The organism is Proteus sp. PR00224 (assembly GCF_016238105.1).
Classification (GTDB): Bacteria; Pseudomonadota; Gammaproteobacteria; order Enterobacterales; family Enterobacteriaceae; genus Proteus.
On sequence record NZ_JAEHQU010000001.1, the window covers coordinates 71,533 to 92,603 of the forward strand.

General features: G+C 37.8%; 19 protein-coding genes. 9 read left to right on the plus strand and 10 right to left on the minus strand.

Going from position 1 to position 21,071, the window contains the following annotated elements; translation table 11 throughout:
- The first annotated feature begins 8 nt into the window (after nucleotides 1–8).
- The 9 genes from arnB (at nucleotide 9) to JEP71_RS00430 (ending at nucleotide 9,166) form a co-directional block, all read left to right on the plus strand.
- Entirely contained in the window at nucleotides 9–1,154 is a 1,146-nt protein-coding gene (arnB, locus tag JEP71_RS00390; RefSeq protein ID WP_198619633.1) for a UDP-4-amino-4-deoxy-L-arabinose aminotransferase, read from the plus strand.
- Nucleotides 1,155–2,135, plus strand: coding sequence for an undecaprenyl-phosphate 4-deoxy-4-formamido-L-arabinose transferase (gene arnC / locus JEP71_RS00395; protein ID WP_198619632.1), 981 nt, complete (start codon nucleotides 1,155–1,157; stop codon nucleotides 2,133–2,135). It begins immediately after the preceding gene.
- Nucleotides 2,135–4,117 carry a bifunctional UDP-4-amino-4-deoxy-L-arabinose formyltransferase/UDP-glucuronic acid oxidase ArnA gene (gene arnA, locus JEP71_RS00400; RefSeq protein ID WP_198625558.1) on the plus strand — a complete coding sequence of 661 codons (1,983 nt, stop codon included), beginning with the start codon at nucleotides 2,135–2,137 and terminating at the stop codon, nucleotides 4,115–4,117. The genes arnC and arnA overlap by 1 nt, the downstream gene beginning before the upstream one ends.
- 9 nt (nucleotides 4,118–4,126) lie before the next feature.
- Nucleotides 4,127–5,020 carry a 4-deoxy-4-formamido-L-arabinose-phosphoundecaprenol deformylase gene (gene arnD, locus JEP71_RS00405; protein ID WP_109372449.1) on the plus strand — a complete coding sequence of 298 codons (894 nt, stop codon included), beginning with the start codon at nucleotides 4,127–4,129 and terminating at the stop codon, nucleotides 5,018–5,020.
- 7 nt (nucleotides 5,021–5,027) lie between these two features.
- Nucleotides 5,028–6,692, plus strand: a complete 1,665-nt coding sequence (gene arnT, locus JEP71_RS00410) for a lipid IV(A) 4-amino-4-deoxy-L-arabinosyltransferase (protein WP_160230314.1) — start codon at nucleotides 5,028–5,030, stop codon at nucleotides 6,690–6,692.
- Complete coding sequence (gene arnE / locus JEP71_RS00415; RefSeq protein WP_198619630.1) at nucleotides 6,692–7,033, plus strand: 4-amino-4-deoxy-L-arabinose-phosphoundecaprenol flippase subunit ArnE; 342 nt, start codon at nucleotides 6,692–6,694, stop codon at nucleotides 7,031–7,033. The genes arnT and arnE overlap by 1 nt, the downstream gene beginning before the upstream one ends.
- Nucleotides 7,030–7,428 carry a 4-amino-4-deoxy-L-arabinose-phosphoundecaprenol flippase subunit ArnF gene (arnF, locus tag JEP71_RS00420; RefSeq protein WP_198619629.1) on the plus strand — a complete coding sequence of 133 codons (399 nt, stop codon included), beginning with the start codon at nucleotides 7,030–7,032 and terminating at the stop codon, nucleotides 7,426–7,428. Before arnE ends, arnF begins: the two co-directional genes overlap by 4 nt.
- Nucleotides 7,429–7,577: 149 nt before the next feature.
- Nucleotides 7,578–8,069 carry a C40 family peptidase gene (locus JEP71_RS00425; RefSeq protein ID WP_036937364.1) on the plus strand — a complete coding sequence of 164 codons (492 nt, stop codon included), beginning with the start codon at nucleotides 7,578–7,580 and terminating at the stop codon, nucleotides 8,067–8,069.
- A gap of 77 nt (nucleotides 8,070–8,146) precedes the next feature.
- The gene (locus tag JEP71_RS00430; RefSeq protein WP_198625559.1) at nucleotides 8,147–9,166 is read left to right on the plus strand and encodes a lipoate--protein ligase A; all 1,020 of its coding nucleotides are present in this window, start codon (nucleotides 8,147–8,149) and stop codon (nucleotides 9,164–9,166) included.
- Nucleotides 9,167–9,259: 93 nt separating this feature from the next.
- Here the strand turns inward: JEP71_RS00430 and JEP71_RS00435 are convergent, their stop codons facing one another.
- The 10 genes from JEP71_RS00435 to JEP71_RS00480 form a co-directional block, all read right to left on the minus strand.
- Nucleotides 9,260–9,628: a helix-turn-helix domain-containing protein gene (locus tag JEP71_RS00435; protein ID WP_069369334.1), complete on the minus strand. Its 369-nt coding sequence runs from the start codon at nucleotides 9,626–9,628 to the stop codon at nucleotides 9,260–9,262.
- A 527-nt stretch (nucleotides 9,629–10,155) separates the two neighbouring features.
- Nucleotides 10,156–10,950: a heme ABC transporter ATP-binding protein gene (locus JEP71_RS00440; RefSeq protein ID WP_198619627.1), complete on the minus strand. Its 795-nt coding sequence runs from the start codon at nucleotides 10,948–10,950 to the stop codon at nucleotides 10,156–10,158.
- Nucleotides 10,947–11,951 carry a FecCD family ABC transporter permease gene (locus tag JEP71_RS00445; RefSeq protein WP_198619626.1) on the minus strand — a complete coding sequence of 335 codons (1,005 nt, stop codon included), beginning with the start codon at nucleotides 11,949–11,951 and terminating at the stop codon, nucleotides 10,947–10,949. Before JEP71_RS00445 ends, JEP71_RS00440 begins: the two co-directional genes overlap by 4 nt.
- On the minus strand, nucleotides 11,951–12,766 hold the full coding sequence (locus tag JEP71_RS00450) for a heme/hemin ABC transporter substrate-binding protein (RefSeq protein WP_198619625.1): 816 nt from the start codon (nucleotides 12,764–12,766) through the stop codon (nucleotides 11,951–11,953). Before JEP71_RS00450 ends, JEP71_RS00445 begins: the two co-directional genes overlap by 1 nt.
- 15 nt (nucleotides 12,767–12,781) lie before the next feature.
- Nucleotides 12,782–13,831: a hemin-degrading factor gene (locus JEP71_RS00455; RefSeq protein ID WP_198625560.1), complete on the minus strand. Its 1,050-nt coding sequence runs from the start codon at nucleotides 13,829–13,831 to the stop codon at nucleotides 12,782–12,784.
- A gap of 35 nt (nucleotides 13,832–13,866) precedes the next feature.
- On the minus strand, nucleotides 13,867–15,894 hold the full coding sequence (locus JEP71_RS00460; protein WP_198619623.1) for a TonB-dependent hemoglobin/transferrin/lactoferrin family receptor: 2,028 nt from the start codon (nucleotides 15,892–15,894) through the stop codon (nucleotides 13,867–13,869).
- Between the two features lie 70 nt (nucleotides 15,895–15,964).
- Nucleotides 15,965–18,139, minus strand: coding sequence for a TonB-dependent receptor domain-containing protein (locus tag JEP71_RS00465; RefSeq protein ID WP_198625561.1), 2,175 nt, complete (start codon nucleotides 18,137–18,139; stop codon nucleotides 15,965–15,967).
- Between the two features lie 81 nt (nucleotides 18,140–18,220).
- The gene (hemP, locus tag JEP71_RS00470; RefSeq protein ID WP_198619621.1) at nucleotides 18,221–18,403 is read right to left on the minus strand and encodes a hemin uptake protein HemP; all 183 of its coding nucleotides are present in this window, start codon (nucleotides 18,401–18,403) and stop codon (nucleotides 18,221–18,223) included.
- A gap of 269 nt (nucleotides 18,404–18,672) precedes the next feature.
- Nucleotides 18,673–20,016, minus strand: coding sequence for an OprD family outer membrane porin (locus tag JEP71_RS00475; RefSeq protein WP_198625562.1), 1,344 nt, complete (start codon nucleotides 20,014–20,016; stop codon nucleotides 18,673–18,675).
- Nucleotides 20,017–20,124: 108 nt separating this feature from the next.
- Entirely contained in the window at nucleotides 20,125–20,916 is a 792-nt protein-coding gene (locus JEP71_RS00480; RefSeq protein WP_198625563.1) for a histidine phosphatase family protein, read from the minus strand.
- Nucleotides 20,917–21,071: the final 155 nt, after the last annotated feature.

Below are 21,071 nucleotides of genomic sequence, written 5' to 3' on the forward strand. Positions count from 1 at the left end.
ACATTTTTATGAGTCACTTCCTTCCTTTCTCTCGCCCTGCGATTGGCGATGAAGAAATCAAAGCCGTTGAGGATGTACTGCGTTCAGGTTGGATTACAACAGGCCCTCAAAATCATCAATTAGAGCAAGATTTTTGTGAAAAATTTGGTAGCAAACATGCTATCGCAATTTGCTCTGCCACTGCGGGTATGCATGTTGTTTTAATGGCGATGGGAATTGGCGCTGGTGATGAAGTTATCACACCATCACAAACTTGGGTTTCGACGATGAACATCATCACATTACTTGGTGCAGAGCCAGTGATGATTGATGTTGACCGTGATACTTTGATGGTGAGTGCAGAAGACGTCAAAAAAGCAATTACACCTAGAACGAAAGCAATTATTCCGGTTCATTATGCGGGTGCACCTTGCGATCTTGATGCATTAAGAAAAGTTGCACAAGATGCAGGCATTCCTCTTATTGAAGATGCAGCGCATGCTATTGGTACTCGCTATAAAAATGAATGGATTGGTGAAAAAGGAACCTCTATTTTCTCTTTTCACGCGATTAAAAATGTAACTTGTGCAGAAGGCGGATTAGTTGTTACTGATAATGACGAATTAGCCAATAGAGTACGTTGCTTAAAATTCCACGGTTTAGGGGTAGATGCCTTTGATAGACAAATTCAAGGCCGTAAACCTCAAGCAGAAGTTGTTGAACCTGGCTATAAATACAACTTATCTGATATTCATGCAGCGATTGCTGTGGTGCAATTAGGGCGTTTAGATGAAATGAATGCTAAACGTGCTGAGTTGGTTGCAGTGTATCGTGAAAAACTCAAAGATTCTCCATTAGAAATGTTGAGTGTCCCTGAATATTCACATTTACATGCAAATCACCTGTTTATGGTGAGAGTTGATAAAAATGCCTGTGGTATCGATCGTGATGCTTTTATGGAGAAATTGAAGCAAAAAGATATTGGTACAGGGCTTCATTTCCGCGCAGCGCACACCCAAAAATATTATCGTGAGCGCTATCCTTCTTTATCCCTTCCTCAATCAGAATGGAACTCTGCAACGTTATGCTCGCTGCCGCTGTTTCCTGATATGAGTAATGAAGATGTTATTCGCGTTGTAGATGCGATCAATGAAATTCTTTCGGAGCATATTTAAGTGTCAACATTTGATGAAATCAAGAAAGTATCGGTTGTAATCCCCGTTTATAACGAGGAAGAGAGCCTTCCTCAGCTTTTAGAACGTACAATTAAAAGCTGTAAACAATTAGGACAAGAATATGAACTGATCCTTGTTGATGATGGTAGTAGCGACAATTCAGCTAAGATGTTAGAAGAAGCGGCTGCCATTGAAGAAAATCACGTTATTGCAATTATTTTAAACCGTAATTACGGCCAACACTCCGCAATTATGGCTGGTTTTAATCAGGCTGATGGTGATTTAGTGATCACATTGGATGCTGATTTACAAAATCCACCTGAAGAGATCCCAAGACTTGTCGCGACTGCTGAAGAAGGGTATGACGTTGTCGGAACTCGTCGTCGTAACCGCCAAGATTCATGGTTTCGTAAAACCGCTTCAAAAATGATCAACTCAATGATCACTAAAGCAACGGGTCGCTCTATGGGAGACTACGGTTGTATGTTGCGTGCTTATCGTCGCCATATTGTTGAAGCGATGTTACAGTGTCACGAAAGAAGTACATTTATTCCAATTCTGGCGAACACATTCGCTCGTCGTACTATTGAAATTGATGTTGCACACGCAGAGCGTGAATATGGCGATTCAAAATACAGTTTTTTAAAGCTGATTAATTTAATGTACGACCTATTAACTTGTTTAACCACGGCACCATTACGTTTATTAAGCATTGTCGGCAGTGTGATCGCTGTATCTGGCTTTGTCTTAGCCTTACTGTTGATTATTTTACGTATTATTTTCGGTGCAATGTGGGCTGCTGAAGGTGTATTCACACTTTTTGCAATCTTATTTATGTTTATCGGTGCGCAGTTCGTTGCAATGGGCTTATTAGGTGAGTATATAGGCCGAATTTATAATGATGTAAGAGCGCGTCCTCGGTATTTTATCCAAAAAGTGGTTGGTATTAATAAACCCAACGAAGATCAGGAAAAAGACTAATGAAAGCAATAGTATTTGCCTATCACGATATTGGCTGTGTTGGTTTGAAAGCACTTGAAAAAGCAGGTTATGATATTCAGGCTGTATTTACCCACACTGACGATCCTAATGAAAATCATTTCTTCTCATCTGTTGCTCGTGTGAGTGCAGAAATGGGATTGACAGTATTTGCACCTGAAAATGTCAATCACCCATTGTGGATTGAACGTATTCGTGAAATGAAACCTGATGTCATTTTTTCTTTCTATTATCGTCACATGTTAAGTGATGAGATCCTGAATTTGGCACCAAAAGGCGCGTTTAATTTACACGGTTCTTTATTACCAAAATATCGTGGCCGCGCACCAATTAATTGGGCGATTGTGAACGGTGAAACAGAAACGGGTGTTACTCTGCATAAAATGACAGCGAAAGCTGATGCAGGTGATATCGTTGCTCAAGAAAAAGTCACTATTGCAGATAATGATACTTCTCTGATTTTACATGAAAAAGTAAGAGAAGCCGCTGATAAGTTACTTTCTAGCGCGTTGCCACATATTGCATCAGGTGATTATTCAACAACTGCACAAGATGAAAGCCAAGCAACTTATTTTGGCCGTCGTTGCGCTGATGATGGTTTAATCGACTGGTATGCAGATGCAAAAACAGTCCACAACTTAGTACGTGCTGTTACAGAACCATACCCAGGTGCATTCACTTTCTTAGGTGAACGCAAAATGATTATCTGGCGTTCACGCGCTATTGCTGATAATCAAGGCAAACGTCCTGGTACTGTCATTTCAACAGAACCTTTAGTGATTGCGTGTGCGAAAGGTGCAATCGAAGTTGTTACTGGTCAAAGTGAAAATGGTCTTTATGTTCAAGGAAGTCGTTTAGCGGCAGAAATGGGCATTGTGACTGATGTTCGCGTTGGACCCAAAGCCACGGCACAAGTAAAACGTCGTAAACGTGTTCTGATTTTAGGTGTGAATGGCTTTATTGGTAACCATTTAACAGAGCGTCTATTGAAAGATGATAACTATGATATTTATGGTATGGATATCGGTTCTTCTGCAATTGAGCGCTTTATTGGTAATCCACGTTTCCACTTTATTGAAGGTGATGTGAGCATTCATACAGAATGGATTGAATACCACATTAAAAAATGTGACGTTATTCTGCCATTAGTGGCTATTGCAACACCAATTGAATATACCCGTAATCCATTACGTGTATTTGAATTAGACTTTGAAGAAAACTTAAAAATTGTACGTTATTGTGTTAAATATAATAAGCGTATTATTTTCCCATCCACATCAGAAGTTTATGGTATGTGTGATGATAAAGAGTTTGACGAAGATAATTCACGTCTGATTGTTGGTCCAATTAATAAACAACGTTGGATTTACTCTGTATCTAAACAGTTATTAGACCGAGTTATTTGGGCTTATGGTGCCAAAGAAGGTCTTAAATTTACGTTATTCCGTCCATTTAACTGGATGGGACCTCGTTTAGATAACTTAAATTCAGCACGTATTGGTAGCTCTCGTGCAATCACACAATTAATTCTGAACTTGGTTGAAGGTTCTCCAATTAAATTGGTTGATGGTGGTGAGCAAAAACGTTGTTTCACTGATATTAATGACGGTATTGAAGCTTTATTCCGTATTATTGAAAACCGTGATAACAAATGTGACGGCCAAATTATCAATATCGGTAATCCAACTAACGAAGCAAGTATTCGCGAATTAGCAGAAATGCTGTTAGATTGCTTTGAAAAACATGAGTTACGTGGTCACTTCCCTCCATTTGCAGGCTTCAAGAAAATTGAAAGTAGCAGTTACTATGGTAAAGGCTACCAAGATGTTGAACACCGTAAGCCAAGCATTAAAAACGCAGAGCGTTTATTGGATTGGAAACCAAGTATTGAAACTCGCCAAACAGTAGAAGAAACATTAGATTTCTTCTTACGTGGCGCAGTTGAAGAATTAGGCACTAAATAGGAATAAATAATGAAGAAAGTTGGTTTGAGAGTTGATGTGGATACTTATCAAGGAACGAAACAAGGTATTCCACAACTGCTGGATGTATTTGCCAGACATAACATTCATGCCAGCTTCTTCTTTAGTGTGGGTCCAGATAATATGGGGCGCCATTTATGGCGCCTTTTAAAGCCTAAATTTTTATGGAAAATGCTGAGATCTAATGCTGCATCACTGTACGGCTTAGATATTTTATTAGCAGGAACAGCATGGCCGGGTAAAAAAATTGCTAAAAATTTAGGTTATTTGATGAAAGAAACCCAAGATGCGGGACATGAAGTTGGATTGCATTCATGGGATCATCAAGGCTGGCAAGCAAAAGTCGGGCGCTGGTCAACAGAAGAATTAATGCAACAAGTTCGTTTAGGTGTTGAAGCACTGGAAAAAGCACTTGAAAACCCTGTAAAATGTTCGGCAGTTGCTGGATGGCGAGCAGATGAACGCGTATTAACAGTGAAAGAAACTTTTCAATTCGATTACAATAGCGATTGTCGAGGAACGCATCCTTTTAGGCCCATTTTAGAAAATGGTTCTATCGGTACGGTGCAAATTCCAGTAACATTACCAACTTATGATGAAGTTGTTGGTACAAAGGTAAAGGATGAAGATTTTAATCAATTTATTATTGATGAAATCAAAAAAGACAGTGGAATACCTGTTTATACTATCCATACCGAAGTTGAAGGAATGTCAAAAGCCGCTCAATTTGAGCAGTTACTGGCAATGATTGCAAATGAAGGCATCGAATTCTGTCCGTTAAGCGATTTATTACCACTAGATAAAGAAACGCTTCCGATGGGTAAAGTTGTTCGATCTGACTTTCCAGGTCGAGAAGGCTGGTTAGGGTGCCAACAAGAGGTCTAACGAAACTATGTTGAATAACCGGGCGAGTAAAATCGGGGCCATCCTCTTGGCTCTTTTTTTTGTTCTTACCTACTTATTTCCATTGAACAGCCGGTTATTATGGCAACCAGATGAAACCCGTTATGCGGAAATTAGCCGTGAAATGGTGGTGAGCGGGAACTGGATTGTTCCTCATATGCTCGATATTCGCTATTTTGAGAAGCCCGTAGCAGGTTATTGGATCAATAATGTTAGCCAATTAATTTTTGGCCACACCAATTTTGCTGTACGTTTTGGCTCAGTTATTTCTATTCTCTTAAGCACATTACTTGTCTATTTATTGGCAAGAATGATGTGGCGTAACCGCCAAGTTGCCTTTGTTTCTAGTTTAATCTATTTATCCATGTTCTTAGTGTTTAGCGTAGGTACTTACAGTGTATTAGATCCTATGTTGGCACTTTGGGTTACCGCAAGTATGGTTTGCTGTTTTTGGGCGCTTAAAGCTACCACAGTAAAAACACGAATATTGGCGTGGATAACATTAGGGCTTGCATGTGGTATGGCATTTATGACCAAAGGATTTTTAGCGTTAGCTATTCCGGTCATTGTTATGATACCTATCACGCTGTATCAAAAACAATTTACGCAAATGTTGCTCTATGGCTTACTTGCCGTATTTAGTGCAGCATTAATTAGTTTGCCGTGGGCATTGGCTATTGCTAAGGCAGAGCCAGATTATTGGCACTACTTCTTCTGGGTTGAACATATTCAGCGTTTTTCGGGTGAAGATGCTCAACATAGTTCTCCATTTTGGTACTACATTCCTGTTGTATTACTCGGCGTTATACCGTGGCTTGGTCTATTGCCTGGAGCATTAACTAGCGCATGGAAGAAAAGACGTAAGCGTCCTGAATTATTTTTCTTATTATGCTGGTTTGTCGTTCCATTCTTATTTTTTAGTATTGCGAAAGGTAAGCTACCGACGTATATGCTGCCGTTTATGGCGCCGCTAGCAATGCTAATGGCGAAATATGGCGTAGATTGTGCACGCAAATTTAGAATGAAAGCGCTGCGTATAAATGGTTATATCAATATCTTTATTGGTGTTGCTGTTGTTATCGCTATTTTAATTATCCAACTCGCTTCTTCAAAACCTATATATATGCCATATGAATGGTCTAAATGGGTATTAGCTATAGTGGCATTTTCATTATGGGGCATTATTGGTTATCTTTGCTCTACACTTAATGGAAAACACTGGTTATGGGCGGCGTCTTGTTCGCTAGGCGTTAGCTTATGTATCGGTCAGGCAATACCAAATAGCAGCGTAGATGGAAAGTTACCTCAAGAATTTATTCGCCAAAATATAGAGACATTAAACGCAAGCAAATACATTGTGAGCAATAGTGTTGGTATCGGCGCGGGATTAGCGTGGGAATTACAGCGTAGCGATATTTACCTTTATGAAAGAACAGGCGAATTGACTTACGGTGTTGAAGAGTACCCTGATTCTCAGCATAAATTAATTAAACCTGATAATTTTGCTCAGTGGTTAGAAGAAGCAAGAAAAGAAGGGAATGTTTCAGTTGTTATTACCTTTAAAGATCCTAAGAAACTAGCACAATTACCAAGACCTGAAGAGCTGGTGACAAACCATCGAGTTGCTATTTTAACTTATGAGAAGCGTAATTAATGTCATTTGTTTTATTGCTGATCGTGAGCTTTTTGACCTGCATAGGGCAAGTTTGTCAAAAGCAAGCGGTGGTTAGCTGGCAAAGTGACTCATTAACAAAAGCCAGAAAAACGATTTTCTGGCTTTTTATTGCCATTGCAATGCTTGGTTTGGGGATGTTGTTTTGGTTACGATTATTACAAATTCTGCCTCTTAGTATTGCTTATCCTATGTTAAGTATTAACTTTATTGTGGTGACATTAATTGGCCAGTTTGTTTATAAAGAGCCCGTTAATGTAAAACATTGGATTGGTATCGCGTCAATTATGATTGGTATTTTATTGATGAGTATACAAGCATGAAAGGCTATCTATGGGCAATTGGAAGCGCATTATTAGTGACGGCGGCTCAATTGTTGCTAAAGTTTGGTATGTCTGAATTACCAGCTTTACAGCTAGAAAAACAGTGGGTTGATTTTTCATGGTTGTGGGCCAATGTAACGCCACTCGCTATCGTGTTTGCTGGCCTTGTCGGTTATGTTCTTTCTATGGTTTGCTGGCTATTCACTTTACGTACCATTCCTTTAAATAAAGCCTATCCGCTGATCAGCTTGAGTTATGTGTTTGTTTATATTCTTGCAGTGATATTGCCTTGGTTTCAAGAAACACCATCATGGACAAAAACAGCGGGTGTAGCATTTATCATGGTCGGAGTGTGGTTAATAAGCCAAAAAACGAAAGAAGCACAATCACATTAACTTAATGATTGCAGAATCTATTTTCTGATCCCTGTTGTTAATTGTGTGATTTATTCTACCAATCATCACTCATTCATCTTCAATAACTTGTTTTTGCTTAAAAAAGCAGATAGATTTTAAAATCTATGGTAATAACAATGGTGGATGCAATGAGAAAGTCCGTTTTTTATCCTTTCTTACTCTGTATTATTCTGCTGGCTGGGTGTTCATCTAGTCCGTCTAAGCGTATTCCACCAGCGCCTCCCTTAAAAACACAACTTTCCGATCCCATCATGGTGATAGTGCAATTAAAATCGCAACTTGAGCAATGGTATGGTACGCCTTACAGCTATGGTGGAATGACGCCTTCTGGTATTGATTGTTCAGGCTTCGTGTATAAAACTTACAGTGATCGTTTTGATATAAAACTTCCTCGAATGACCATTGATCAAACCAAATATGGTACACAAATCAGTAAAAGTGATTTAATGCCTGGTGATTTGGTTTTCTTCAAAACGGGCGGTGGTGAAAATGGGCTTCATGTCGGTATTTATGATACTGATAATACATTTATTCATGCATCAACTAGCAAAGGGGTAACTCGTTCATCCCTTGATAATGTCTATTGGAAAAAGACATTTTGGCAGGCTCGCCGATTGTAGTTTCGTGCCATTTAACAGCCTAATATATTGAGAGTTATGGTATCTTATACCTTATTTTCTTCATATAGGTATTCCTTATGTCAGGCAAATTGCGTCTGTTAATTTCCGAGTCTTATGATCCTTGGTTTAACCTTGCTGTTGAAGAGTGTATTTTTAGACAAATGCCCGCTGATCAACGCGTACTTTTTCTTTGGCGTAACGATAATACGGTAGTTATTGGTCGAGCACAGAATCCATGGAAAGAGTGTAATACCCGTAAAATGGATGAAGATGGTGTGAAATTAGCTCGCCGTTCAAGTGGTGGTGGGGCTGTTTTCCATGATCTTGGCAATACCTGTTTTACCTTTATGGCAGGAAAGCCAGAATATAATAAAACAATTTCAACTCAAATTATTCTTGATGGATTGTTAAAAGCAGGCATTAATGCTACGGCATCAGGACGTAACGATTTGGTGGTTCCTCAAGATGATGGTGAAAGAAAGGTTTCTGGATCAGCCTATAAAGAGACTAAAGATCGTGGTTTTCATCATGGTACATTATTAATAAATGCTAACTTATCTAGACTAGCTAATTACCTCAATCCAGATCCGAAAAAACTTCAAGCTAAAGGTATCACTTCTGTTCGCTCTCGAGTGGCTAATTTGATCGAGCTTAAACCTAATATTACCCATGAAAAACTTTGTGAAACTATCACTGAAAGCTTTTTTGAATACTATGGTGAACGAGTAGAAGCAGAGATTATTTCACCGCAAAAATTACCTGATTTACCCGGTTTTGAAGAAACTTTCACTAAACAAAGTAGTTGGGAATGGAATTTTGGACAAGCACCTGCATTTTCACATCTTTTAGATAATCGTTTTAAATGGGGGGGCGTTGAGCTGCATTTTGATATTGAGCGTGGCAACGTTATTAGAAGTCAAATATATACAGACAGTTTAGATCCTGCGCCATTAGAAGCATTATCAGAGATGTTGGTAGGGCAACGTTACACACCTGAGTCTCTAAAAGCGCTTATTGAGCAACTCATTCAGCGATATCCTAATAATAAAATAGAGCTTAACGAGCTTCAAGAATGGCTTGTGACAGCGATAGCGTAATTATTATCAACGTTAGAAAACGATAAACAATAAGCATAAAAACCAGCTAAAAAGCTGGTTTTTTTCATGAAGAATACTGTGATGTGAAATTGATTAGTGATTTTCACATGACATAAAGCAATGAGTGTCTGGCATTTTGCCATTTTCTCTAAATTTAGCGGGTGTAGTATTGAAATGCTTTTTAAAGATACGTGTAAATGTTGCTTGAGAGCTAAAACCATACATTAAAGCGATATCTAAAATAGACATATCTTTTTCTTGTAATGATTTAGCAGCTTCTAATAAGCGACGTTTACGAACATATTCGCCTAATGTGCAGCCTTTAAAATCTTTAAAAATGCGTTGCAAGTGCCACTTAGAGTAGCCACTTTTATTTGCAATCGTATCGATTTTTATACCTTCGTTACGTTGTAACTGGGTTTCTAACCATTTCAGAATATCATTAACGACATTTTCAGCCATAAAACCTCCCACAAAAATGGTGGGGACACAGTGCCCAAGTAAATAGAATAGTAACGTATGTTATTTATAACCTATTTTAAGCATGGGGAAAATAACAGGTAGGCAAAAAGTGCTTTTCGTGATTGATAATCATTATCATAACGATAGGTGTGACTTATGTAGTTTAAGTAAAGTTCAGTTTACTGAATATTTCTGATTAAAAATGATATTTTGTATGACTTTTACTTTGTTGAATTTATTGATTTATTTTTTTAACTTAATAGTTCTATTATACCTTTTATTTGTCGCTCTGTTATGCTTTTTGGTGTGAAACGCAAGCTAATCATTGATTAAGGTGTATTTGAAATTCAATTTATTTGACTGAGTATCGAAAAATTAAAATAAGATTTATTAATCAATTAATGTGATATTACCTTCACCATTTTATTTTCAATTGATAAGTTTATTGATAATAAATTAACTAAGCCACCTATTAGAAAGTAATGCTAAAAGGTGGCTTGGTAATAAAAATTCAGGTAGTGCTCTTTTTAGGGGCGTAGAAAAACTTGAGGATATAAATGTTCTGGATGAGTATTAACACTCACATCTGCGCCATACCATTTTTGTATATTTTCTGTTGTGAGTACGCTGTGTGGTGTACCTTCACAAACTAACTTTCCTTGATGCAGTAATAAAATTCTATCAGCATAAAGAGACGCTAAATTAAGATCATGCAAAACACAACACACCATAAGATTTTGTGTTTTTGCCAATTTTTTTAATAAACGTAAGCTGTGTTGCTGGTGGTAAAGATCAAGTGCGGAGGTTGGTTCATCAAGGAACAATACGGCTTCTTGTGGTGTAGGGTGCCATAATTGCGCTAACACTCTAGCAAGTTGTACTCGCTGTTGTTCTCCTCCCGATAATTGACGATAGTCTCTATCTTTAAATTTTAAACAGTCTGTTTGGAGTAGCGCGGTTTCAATTGCCATTTTTTTATGTTGCTGCCCATGAGGAGTTCTTCCCATAGCAACCACTTCTTCGACTGAAAATGAAAATGAAAGCTGACTATTTTGTCGCATAACAGCACGGTTTTGCGCTAATTGCTGGCTATTCCATTGTGAATAGTTTTTTTGTTTAAAATAACATTGACCTTGTGTTGGTGTTGTATAGCCTGTTAATAAGCGTAATAGCGATGATTTTCCTGCGCCATTAGGGCCAATAATGGTAACTAATTCCCCAGCATTAAACGAAAGCGACACATCATCAATAATGGTCTTATTGCCGATTCGGTAAGTTAAATTATTTCCATAAAGTAATGGCGTGTTTTGTTTTTCAATCATGACATTCTTCCTGCGGGTTGTCGTAAGATCAGCCAAAGGAAATAAGGACCACCAATTAATCCTGTAATGAGCCCCACAGGGATTTCTGCTGGAGATACCAATGTTCGTGATAATGTGTCAGCAGCGAGTAATAGTGTCGCACCACCTAAAATAGTGGCAGGTAATAGCCATACATGATTACTCCCAATGCGCATACGAATAAGGTGCGGAACAACAAGTCCAATAAATCCAATAACACCACTCAGTGCGACAGCACAGCCAATTAAAATAGCGCTAAGAAGTAACAAAATAAACTTGGTTCTTCTCACATTTAGCCCTAAGTAATGCGCTTCTTCATCACCAAGTTGTAATAGGTTTAATTTATGGCTTTGCCAACATGCCAAAATGCTGACAGGAATGATCACAATGGTTGCAATAGATAAAGTTTTCCAGTCAATCTGGCTTAATGAACCCATCATCCAAAGTGAGAATTGACGTAACTGTTGGTCGGTACTGATGTAACTTAATACACCAATAAAAGACATACATAGCGCATTGATAGCAATACCGGCAAGCAATAACCGCGCTAAATTACCATCACTTAATTGATGCAATGAGAAGATAATCATTGCCACAATTAAACCGCCAATAAAGGCGGCAACAATATGACTGTAAAATGCAAAGGCTGGCGAAAAAGAGAACGGTAGAATAATCACAATGGCAACCATTAGTGCTGCACCGCTACTAATACCAAGTAAACCAGGATCAGCTAATGAGTTTCTAAATAATCCCTGCATTATTGCGCCCGATATTGCTAAAGCTCCTCCAACAAGAATGGCTAATAATACGCGAGGTAGACGGATATCTAGCCAAATTTGCCATTCCATATCATCAAAAGAGCTATTCCATAATGTATGAAACGAAAGGGCTAATGCACCGCTATTCACAGAAATTAATGTAACCGTAGTGAGTAAAAAGAGTAAAACTAAAATACTCATCCACGGTGAACGAAAACGAGACATTATTGCTCCAACGCTTGACGAATTTGATGCATGACTTCTGGTGTTGAAAGGGTAAAGCCTAATAATCCCATGTCATCAACAACAACATAATGCTTGTTTTTACCCGCTGGTGTGTATTTTATGCCAGGTAACTCCCATAGTTTTTCAATTCCGCCAATACCTTTAATACCTTCTTTGGTTACTAGCAAAATATCAGGTTGGCTTGCAATAACACCTTCTTGAGAAAGTGGGCGATAGCTTGTAAACCCTTGCATAGCGTTTTTACCGCCAACCAGTGAAATAATGGTATCCGCAGCTGTATTTTGACCCGCAGCCATTGGAACAACACCACCATGACTCATGATATAAATGACTTTCTTATTGATAGGAGTGGTTGAAATTTGCTTAATAGAGAGGGCGAGTTTCTCTTTTAGTTGATTGCCTTCTTGTTCTTTATTTAAAACCGTCGCAATGGTGTCTATTTTTTCATTAATGGCTTCTAATGAATGTGTACCTGTAATCGTTTTAACAGCAACTCCAGCCTCTTTAATACGACGTAATGCTAAAGAAGGGCGAGCGAGTTCACTGGTAATGATCAACGTTGGTTTGACAGATAAAATTCCTTCTGGGTTTAGCATTCGCATATAACCCACATCAGGAAGTGTTTTCACTTGTTCAGGAACTAAACTGGTGCTGTCTCTTGCAATAATCTGCTCGCCTGCACCTAATGCGAAAACAATCTCTGTGATATCACCACCAATGGTTACGATACGTTCATTGGCAGAGCTAATGAACGACATGACGCTACACAGGATCAAAAGAAGCCATTTTTTCATTAAATAATTCTCCGATTAGGCGATTTTAGTGAGGGTATTCACTTGTTCACGCCATTGTAGTTGCTCAGCAGTACCTTCAGTGCGTTGTCCGTAGAGTTGAGCAATTTGCTGTCCCTTGTTATCAAAGATTTCAAGGCTGGTAACAAACCCATCTTGAGTTAGTTTACGTGTTACCCAACTCTCTGCAATTTCACTTTCAATTAAATGAAGTGTAAAAGCAGGATTGAAAACGTTGATCCAAACTTGCTCACTATTTTCAAATTGATGCGGTACTAGACGATCAATTTGGCCTGTAAAAATTTGTACACAGCCACGGCTACCGACAAATATCATGATCTCGTTTTGCGCTTCTTTAGCGAGCTCTAATAAGGTTTTCAGCGCGTTGTTATCAACTTGATAAGCAAGGTCATCAGGAACCGCTTTGAATGCTTGTTGACGACTTAAGTTATTTTCTTTTAGTAATTTGAAGAATTGGTGAACGTCAGTCATTGAACGCCATTGTTGTTCAAGTTGTTCCGCTAATTCATTACTAACAGGCGTGTTTGAGTATGGTTCAACAGGAGTGATATTTAGAACGGGGTTTTCTTCAGATAAAAATGCTTGAATAAGTGCATTCCATTCATCCATATTTGTGTTATCTGTTGCATAGACTTTATGTAATGCATCACCATGCATATCAAAGAATTGAATGCTATAACGCGTTCCTTTTGATGTTTCTTCGGTAAGTGCAAAAATACTTGACCAATAAGCGAAGAAAAAGCGTAAATCCATTGCACGCGGATTTAAGATTAACCCTGCGTGATCGTTAAAACGGGCATTTGTGTATTCACCAAGGTGTTCATGAACGGCAATATCATTACGAGTAATCGCTTTGACTTCACCTACTTTACTCAATGCTTTTAATAATTCTTGTACATCATTGCGTAGACGCTTTGCATCGTGTCCTACACGGGCATGAGTGAGTTCGGCTTCACTGACATTTAAGTAAGTAGCGAGATCTCGTGCATATGAAGCTTTTTTGTCCGCTTTAGCTTGCAGGTAGCTCTCATAAAGAGGTTTATTCACAGAAACTCCTATTATATAGTTGATTTTATTGTTAATTACCACTGATAACTTACAAGTACTTTTGCATTTCGGCCTTCTTGAGGAATACCTGCAGAAGAGTAATAAGTTTTATCAAATGCGTTACTCAGTACAAATGAGGTTGTTAATCCTTTTAATGAGGCATTACCTTCATAACGAAGGTAGAAATCATTAACGCCATAACCTGCTTGTTGGCGATTGGTTGGGCGATTAAAACGGTCATGTTTGGTAAAGTCCGTTTTTTTGGTAAATTGACCGACCCAACCCACAGAAAAATCGGTACTTGGTACAGGAACATCAAAGCGACTGGTTAATGTATCTGGCTCAATTGAGGTAATTGAGGCATTTGTCGCATTATCTTTTCCTTTGGTATGGTTATAAGCTAAATCCCAATTAAAGAATTTTGATTGATAGCTCATCGAAACATCCCATCCCCAGATAGTTGCTCTTGGAATATTTGTTGACTGTGTATATCCCTGAAAAATAGCAACATCTGCATCAATATAATCTTTTGCGCGAGTATTGAAATGGGCAGCTTTAATTTTCAGATTATCATTATTAGATAATAAGTCGTCGAATTGAAAACCGAATCCATATTCAGTGGTTGAATTGGTTTCAGGCTTTAAATTAGGATTTGGGCGCCAATAGTTTGTTGGTGCTCCAGGAAAAGGTGCATCAAAATGTTTCGCATCGTTATACATCTCACCTAAAGTTGGTGCTCTAAATGCTTGTGAGTAAGAGGTATAAAGCATTGACCAGTCGGTAGGTGTAATACTTATTGCACCTTTTGATGACCATTTGTCTGCGGTAATATCATCATAACGATCGTTTTGGCTCTTATATTTGTCAAAACGTGTTCCTAAAATTAGGGAGACAGGTAAATCACGTAAAGTGACTTCATCTTGTACCCAACCGGACATAAAACGGATATCGGCTTGTGGGAAGCTTTCTGCATTTTGGCTTGGTGATTGTTTTTGTTTATAAACCTCGCCACCATAAGTAAAGCCATGTGATGCAAAGCTGTACGTACCCACTTGTGAGCGGTTTTCCAGTTTTACGCCATAGGTTTTTTGCTCTCGACCTTCAAATCCTTTTTGTATCGTTTTGGCATTGATATCAACTTCACTGTAATAAGCCTGTGTTTTCAAATTAATCCATTGTGAATCTGAAGGATCAAATTGATAGGTTAACTGAACATCTTTTTGTGTCGTGGTGCGATCAGTTTCTACGTTTGCAGATGTTGGGTCACTGGCAACTTGAGGATTTTTAGGTTGATTTGTATTGTTATGGTAATAGCGGAATTGCCCACTTAATGTGTTGCTATCATCAATTAACCAGCGTCCTTTAGAAAGGAGATTAATAATGGTTTCGTCATTTTGAGCGCGATAACCCCCACCGTAACGAGTATCACCTTTATCACGGGCTGATAATGCAACGAGTCCATCAAGGTTATCATGTCGGCCAAAAGCTGTTACACCAAGACCTTGGCTATGTTGTGCTGTATTACCAAGACCTGTAACACGTACGCCGCCTTGTTCGTTTTTTGAAAGTAGATCGCTTGCATCAACCGTATCGTAAGCGATAACACCGCCAAGGGCACCGCTACCGTATAAAAGAGCAGAAGGACCACGAATAACTTCAACTTGTTTTATAAGCAGAGGATCAACAAAAATACTGTCGATATGACCGGTGTCTGTTCCTTGGCGAACGCCATCTACAAGTGTCAGTATTCCATTTTTACTGTATCCACGCATACTGATGGTTTCACCATTAGTACGACCTGCGCCTGAAATTGAAATGCCAGGCACATGGCGAAGTAATTCAGAAGCACTTCCTGCTGTTTCTGACAACGCATTGTTATTTTTTATAACTGTTGACATCATCGGTAATGTAAAGCTATCACGCTCATTACCCGTCGCATAAACTGTAAGCACTTCTGTTTTTTTCTTCTCATTAGTTTGCGTCTTCTCTTGTGCAGATACACAAGCAGAAGAAACTGCAATTGCCAGCAAACTGAATTTAATCAATAGGGATGACTGAGACATGTAGATGGATCTCCGTTATTTAATGGGCTGTTAAATACAGCCCTTTGTTATGTAGATTATTGCTCCTCATCTACCAGCGATAACTGATGGACATTTTGATATTTCGACCTTCTTGTGGCACACCTAATGCTGAGAAATATTCTCGATTAAACGCATTGGCGAGCACTAACGCGGCTTGAATATCTTTATTGTTTTGAGATTGATAACTAATTGAAAAATCGTGAATACCATAGCCCGGATATTGGGTAATAAGTTCTTGCATTCGATTTGTGGTTTTGCCTTTTACATGAGGCGCTTGTCCTCGATGTGTACCTTTATTGGCAGTAGCACTAGCGAATTTTCCTGACCACCCTAATGAGAATGGGGTTTTAGTAACAGGAAGTTGAATAAAGGTCGTCAGTATTTCAGGGCGAACAGGCGAAATGGTTTCATGTGTGGTTAACTCAAGGGTATGAGTACGGTTATAACTTAAACCTAGAGAAATTAATGGGTGTGAATAACGCAGACTAAGATCAATACCTTCAATCATTGCTTCGGGAATATTAAATGCTTGGAGATTTAATTTACCCGCAAATGAACTTGAATGCCAAGGACCATAAGTAATGTAATCCTTTGATTTAGTATCAAAATAAGCTGCTTTTAAAATGAGTTTATCTTGTTGTGATAAAAGCTGTTTAAATGAGAAATCAGCGCCATATTCCCAAGTGCTATTTCTTTCAGGTTTTAAGTTTGGATTAGGCACCCAATGCGCATTAAAAAAACCCGCTTTAAAATGGAATGAATCATTAAACATTTCATTTAAAGTTGGCGCGCGAAACGCAGTTGAATAGGTAGAATAAAGTTGTAACCAACGTGTTGGTGTGAATGCTAACGTGATATTTTCAGTTGTTCCTCGATAACTCGATGTATGTTTTTCTGCTTGTAATGTTTTAGCCGAAAATTTACTGAAGAAAGGATCAAGTCCTTCACCAGGTATATTTTTGTAATAGTGATAACGTATACCCGTTGTGAGTGTGAGAGGGAGTGATGGTGTACTGAGAGAACTTTGCAACCAACCTGCGATATAATTCATTTTCGCTAAAGGAAAGTTTTTTGCTTCTTCATTTGATTGCATTTTCTGCTGATAAGCTTCTGTACCAATAATCACAGATTGATTGAATGTGTCAAACCAATTGATACTGGCATTATCTTCAAATTTAAGCCCGTAAGTTGATTGTGTACGTGCTTCGTATTTACCTATTTTACCTTGGATATTTTTTTTTAAATCTGACGTTGTTAATTTAGTATCCGTTAAAAAAGTTTGGTTAATATCAAACTGTGAATAGTAAAGATAAGTGGTTAAATCTAACCATGAGTTTGTATCAGAAGCATAGTGGTGAGTGAGCGCATAATTTTTTTGCTGAGTATCGCGCTGCATCTGGTTACTTTCATTCTTGCCAAATCCACCCATTCGATGCAAAACTTCTCGTTGTTCACCTGAATTATCATAATGGCGAGCTGAAATAATAAGCGTTTGATTTTCAGTTGGATAGAAATAGGCTTTTGCAAAGAAATTTTTAATATGCTCGTGATTTTCTAATTTATCACCATTAGCAAGACGAATAGGACCACGTTGACGTTGGCTATACGCAAATAAGCCTTCTGCAATATCGTGTCTTGCTGCAATTATGCCACCATAAGAAAAATGGCGATCTGCTGATGAAACTGAGCTAAATAGTTTTGCGCCTAATTTTTTATCCGTACTTAATATAGATTGAGGATCAAGAGTATTAAACGCGACAACTCCCCCCATAGCACCAGCACCATGCAAAGTGGATGCAGAGCCGTGTTTTACATCAACACGTTTAATTAAAGCAGGATCAAGAAAGACACCACCTAAATTATTTATGGTGTTTTCTAGTGGTTGATAAATACCATCAACGAGGATCTTGACGCCTTTTTGATCGTATCCTCGCATCAGAATATTCGCGCCATTCGTGATACCCGTTCCTGATAACGTTACACCAGCAACATCTTTTAATATTTCTCCCGCAGTTGAAGCGGTTTGTGTTTTAGCTGAAGAAGCATCAATAACAGAGTGAAAATCTGAGGCTCGATCGTCGTTATAGCCAATAACAGTAAGAGAGTCCGTTCCTGTATTTTCAAGGTGTGCAGAGGTAATAGGGGAATACAGCAGACAAAGTGCTGTTGCTATACCTGAATATTTGAAATGTTTTTTCAGCATACACATACCATAAATATCCATAAAAAGTCCTTGTATATGGAGTTATTTAGCTGGCTGCCTAGCTGAGTCGATAGGTGGCTTGCACGTTATTGTCAAAAAAGATTATTTAGTCAGGATCAGTTTTCCTGCTTTTGTTTGACGTAGTTGATACAACTCTCCGTTATGTTGAATGTAAACCACGCCATCTTTGCCTAATAATTCAACGCTATTAATAGATTGAATTATTGAAGAATGAGAGTTCTGTCTGATTAAAGAACTCTCCAAATTATTAGCTTTTTTATTCATAATACACTAAGAGTAATAAGCGTTATCATTCTGATAATCATTATCGTTAACAAAAGTGTTTAGACAAGCTTTTTTTAACGTGAAAACGTAAATTTAAGTCATATTGTGAATCATTTAGGCGATGTGAAAGAGAAACTGAAGAAAAATCACACAAAGGATTAATAACCTGAATGACAAAAGGTATTTTTTTATAATGCTATCGTGATTAAGCGTTAAATATGCGATAGGGAAGAGGGAATATGTCTCACCAAAATGATGAGACATAATAATTAAAATAAATTAAATTTATATTCGATGATAACTTCTGACGAGAGCGTATTGGCGTGATGATATTTACCCTCAGTTAGAACAGGGGTTTTACCTTTCATTTGATAAGACCAACCAGACCCAAACATTGCCCAAACAGTGAGATTTTTGAGTTTTGAATTAGTCGGAACCCAACGGCTGAATGTATTAATTTCACCTGTGCGAATATGATTACCTCGATAGTTAAATTGAGCAATATTACTTGCAATCCCAATGGCTAGCTCAGGAGTTAGGTTATAATCAGTCATCGTTGAAAGTACAATTTCACCATCACGCATATAATCATTTCCAGCAAACGCCATTGAAGTAAACGTACCTCGTGAGTTTTTACTCATTGCTCGAGGATAAAAACCCACTTCATTGGATTTATCTGCATTGGTATAACCTAATCCCCATTTAGTGCTCCAATTATCCGCCTGCCATTTACCATCTATGGCAAAATGCCAAGCATTATTATCAAAGTCACGTTTATTCGCAGGCATTATTTTATATTTATCTAAGGCCTGAGTTGCATAAATTTGTGTACCTATATTTAGCTCTTTTATAGGCTTTATATTTAAAAATAAGATATTTCGGCGTAGGTAATTATCGCTTTCACCATATCCATATTGTATATTTAGATTGTTACTTTTCCACAATAAATCACCACTAGCGATATGATTAATATATTTGCCACTGTTGGTTTGAAATTGTTTTTTATCAGGTGAATTACGATCCATGGAGTTTTCAATATAAGCACCTCGTAATGTTAGTGCACCATAATTGATCGCTCCAGTCCAACCTGAATAAGTAGTTGGTGATAAACGTGTTGAATTAGAAATTACACCAAAATTTTTTATTGTCTGCCAACCCCAACGGGTACTAAAATTAATATCAGCAAGTTGATATTGTAATTTTATATTACGTTGACCAAATTTAGAGTAACCTTCGGCATTGTTTTTATTATTCCCTTCACCGCGATTATACAAAACGCCACGAGAATTAAAATAATCACTCGCACCCAATTTAACCGCCCCGTAATAAGCAACGTCAAAGCCGATAATATCAGCGAAATAACCAGATTTAAAATCAAGCCCAACGCCTTGTCCCCATGCATTATGGACACGGGTTTTACCTGTATCCTCTTCTTTTAAGTATTTCCAATAATTTTTTAATGATAGCGACATAGTAGATTGGCTAAATAAAGGATCTTCAAATACATTATTAATAAAAGTAGTTTCTTTGATATTATTTTCTGCTGTTTCAGCTAATGCTTTTATTGGATTAATTAATAAAAGTATGATGATACTTATCATCTTTATTTTCATAATATTCCCCGAGGTATAGGCGTAGTTACTCAAGCGAAAATATTTCGCCTGAATAACCATATTGAATAACTATATTTAATAACTACATTGAATGATTAGATATTAATTTTATTTTTTATCTAAAGACTGTTTTCCTAACTCGACATATTTTAATGTGCCAATTTCAGTTACAGTATATTGGCCATCTTTATAAATAATTTTAACAATAGCGGCATTAGAGAGTGGTTTATTTTTTGCAATATCATTAGTTAAATCAGAGATCATAATTTGCATTGCAATGCCCGATGAAATTGCCAGAATATTTTTATCACCACGTTCTTGGGCATTTTTAACAATGGTCTGAAGTGCAGCTTGAGTCCGTTCCTTTACTTGCTGATAATTCTCTGTCATTTTTTTAGGATCAGCTGCGGCTAACGCGTTTTGGTTTTTCTCTGCAGTGATGGTGCCAGCTTTCATTTGAGCAAATAAAGCCGCGCCATCTTTAAGGCCTAATTGTTTTGCACCTGCATCCGCCATATCTTTATTATATCCGCCTTCAAATCCACCAAAGAAAGCTTCGCGTAATCCATTAAGTTCATTTAATTTATAATTCTCGATACCCGCTTGTTTTAATATTACGCTCATTGTTTCACGTTGACGTCCAGCGTCGCTAGAATAAAAATTATCAAAAGGGATCCCTTTTAAACCCTCACCTAAATAACGAGCAACACGAATACCATCTTCTGTTAATGGCGAATCTACCCAACCTTGAACTCTATCAAAAGTATTTAGCAACGTTTTGCCATGACGAGCAAAATAGATAGTGATACCGTCATTTTCTTTAACATCCATAGCTGTTTCTGCAGCAAAACTGGTTGTTGTACTTATTGCTAAAATTAATGCTATAAGCCATTTTTTCATAATAATCCCCATAGAATGGTCTTTTTAATAAGCAAAAAAAAACCTACGCTAGAGAAATGAGACAAGACATAAATGGCATTATGCTTGTTCTATTTATCTTACGTAGGTTTCGCCTGTTTTTAACAGTAACAATCCAACATCGATAACGTTAGCAC

Coding starts and splice junctions, on each gene's coding strand:
- JEP71_RS00445 (WP_198619626.1), bottom strand. CDS start 11,951: ATGTCTCGTTTTCGTTCACCGTGGATGAGTATTTTAGTTTTACTCTTT.
- arnD (WP_109372449.1), top strand. CDS start 4,127: ATGAAGAAAGTTGGTTTGAGAGTTGATGTGGATACTTATCAAGGAACG.
- JEP71_RS00430 (WP_198625559.1), top strand. CDS start 8,147: ATGTCAGGCAAATTGCGTCTGTTAATTTCCGAGTCTTATGATCCTTGG.
- JEP71_RS00435 (WP_069369334.1), bottom strand. CDS start 9,628: ATGGCTGAAAATGTCGTTAATGATATTCTGAAATGGTTAGAAACCCAG.
- JEP71_RS00465 (WP_198625561.1), bottom strand. CDS start 18,139: ATGGATATTTATGGTATGTGTATGCTGAAAAAACATTTCAAATATTCA.
- arnB (WP_198619633.1), top strand. CDS start 9: ATGAGTCACTTCCTTCCTTTCTCTCGCCCTGCGATTGGCGATGAAGAA.
- JEP71_RS00480 (WP_198625563.1), bottom strand. CDS start 20,916: ATGAAAAAATGGCTTATAGCATTAATTTTAGCAATAAGTACAACAACC.
- JEP71_RS00450 (WP_198619625.1), bottom strand. CDS start 12,766: ATGAAAAAATGGCTTCTTTTGATCCTGTGTAGCGTCATGTCGTTCATT.
- JEP71_RS00440 (WP_198619627.1), bottom strand. CDS start 10,950: ATGATTGAAAAACAAAACACGCCATTACTTTATGGAAATAATTTAACT.
- arnE (WP_198619630.1), top strand. CDS start 6,692: ATGTCATTTGTTTTATTGCTGATCGTGAGCTTTTTGACCTGCATAGGG.
- hemP (WP_198619621.1), bottom strand. CDS start 18,403: ATGAATAAAAAAGCTAATAATTTGGAGAGTTCTTTAATCAGACAGAAC.
- arnF (WP_198619629.1), top strand. CDS start 7,030: ATGAAAGGCTATCTATGGGCAATTGGAAGCGCATTATTAGTGACGGCG.
- JEP71_RS00475 (WP_198625562.1), bottom strand. CDS start 20,016: ATGAAAATAAAGATGATAAGTATCATCATACTTTTATTAATTAATCCA.
- JEP71_RS00425 (WP_036937364.1), top strand. CDS start 7,578: ATGAGAAAGTCCGTTTTTTATCCTTTCTTACTCTGTATTATTCTGCTG.
- arnA (WP_198625558.1), top strand. CDS start 2,135: ATGAAAGCAATAGTATTTGCCTATCACGATATTGGCTGTGTTGGTTTG.
- JEP71_RS00460 (WP_198619623.1), bottom strand. CDS start 15,894: ATGTCTCAGTCATCCCTATTGATTAAATTCAGTTTGCTGGCAATTGCA.
- arnT (WP_160230314.1), top strand. CDS start 5,028: ATGTTGAATAACCGGGCGAGTAAAATCGGGGCCATCCTCTTGGCTCTT.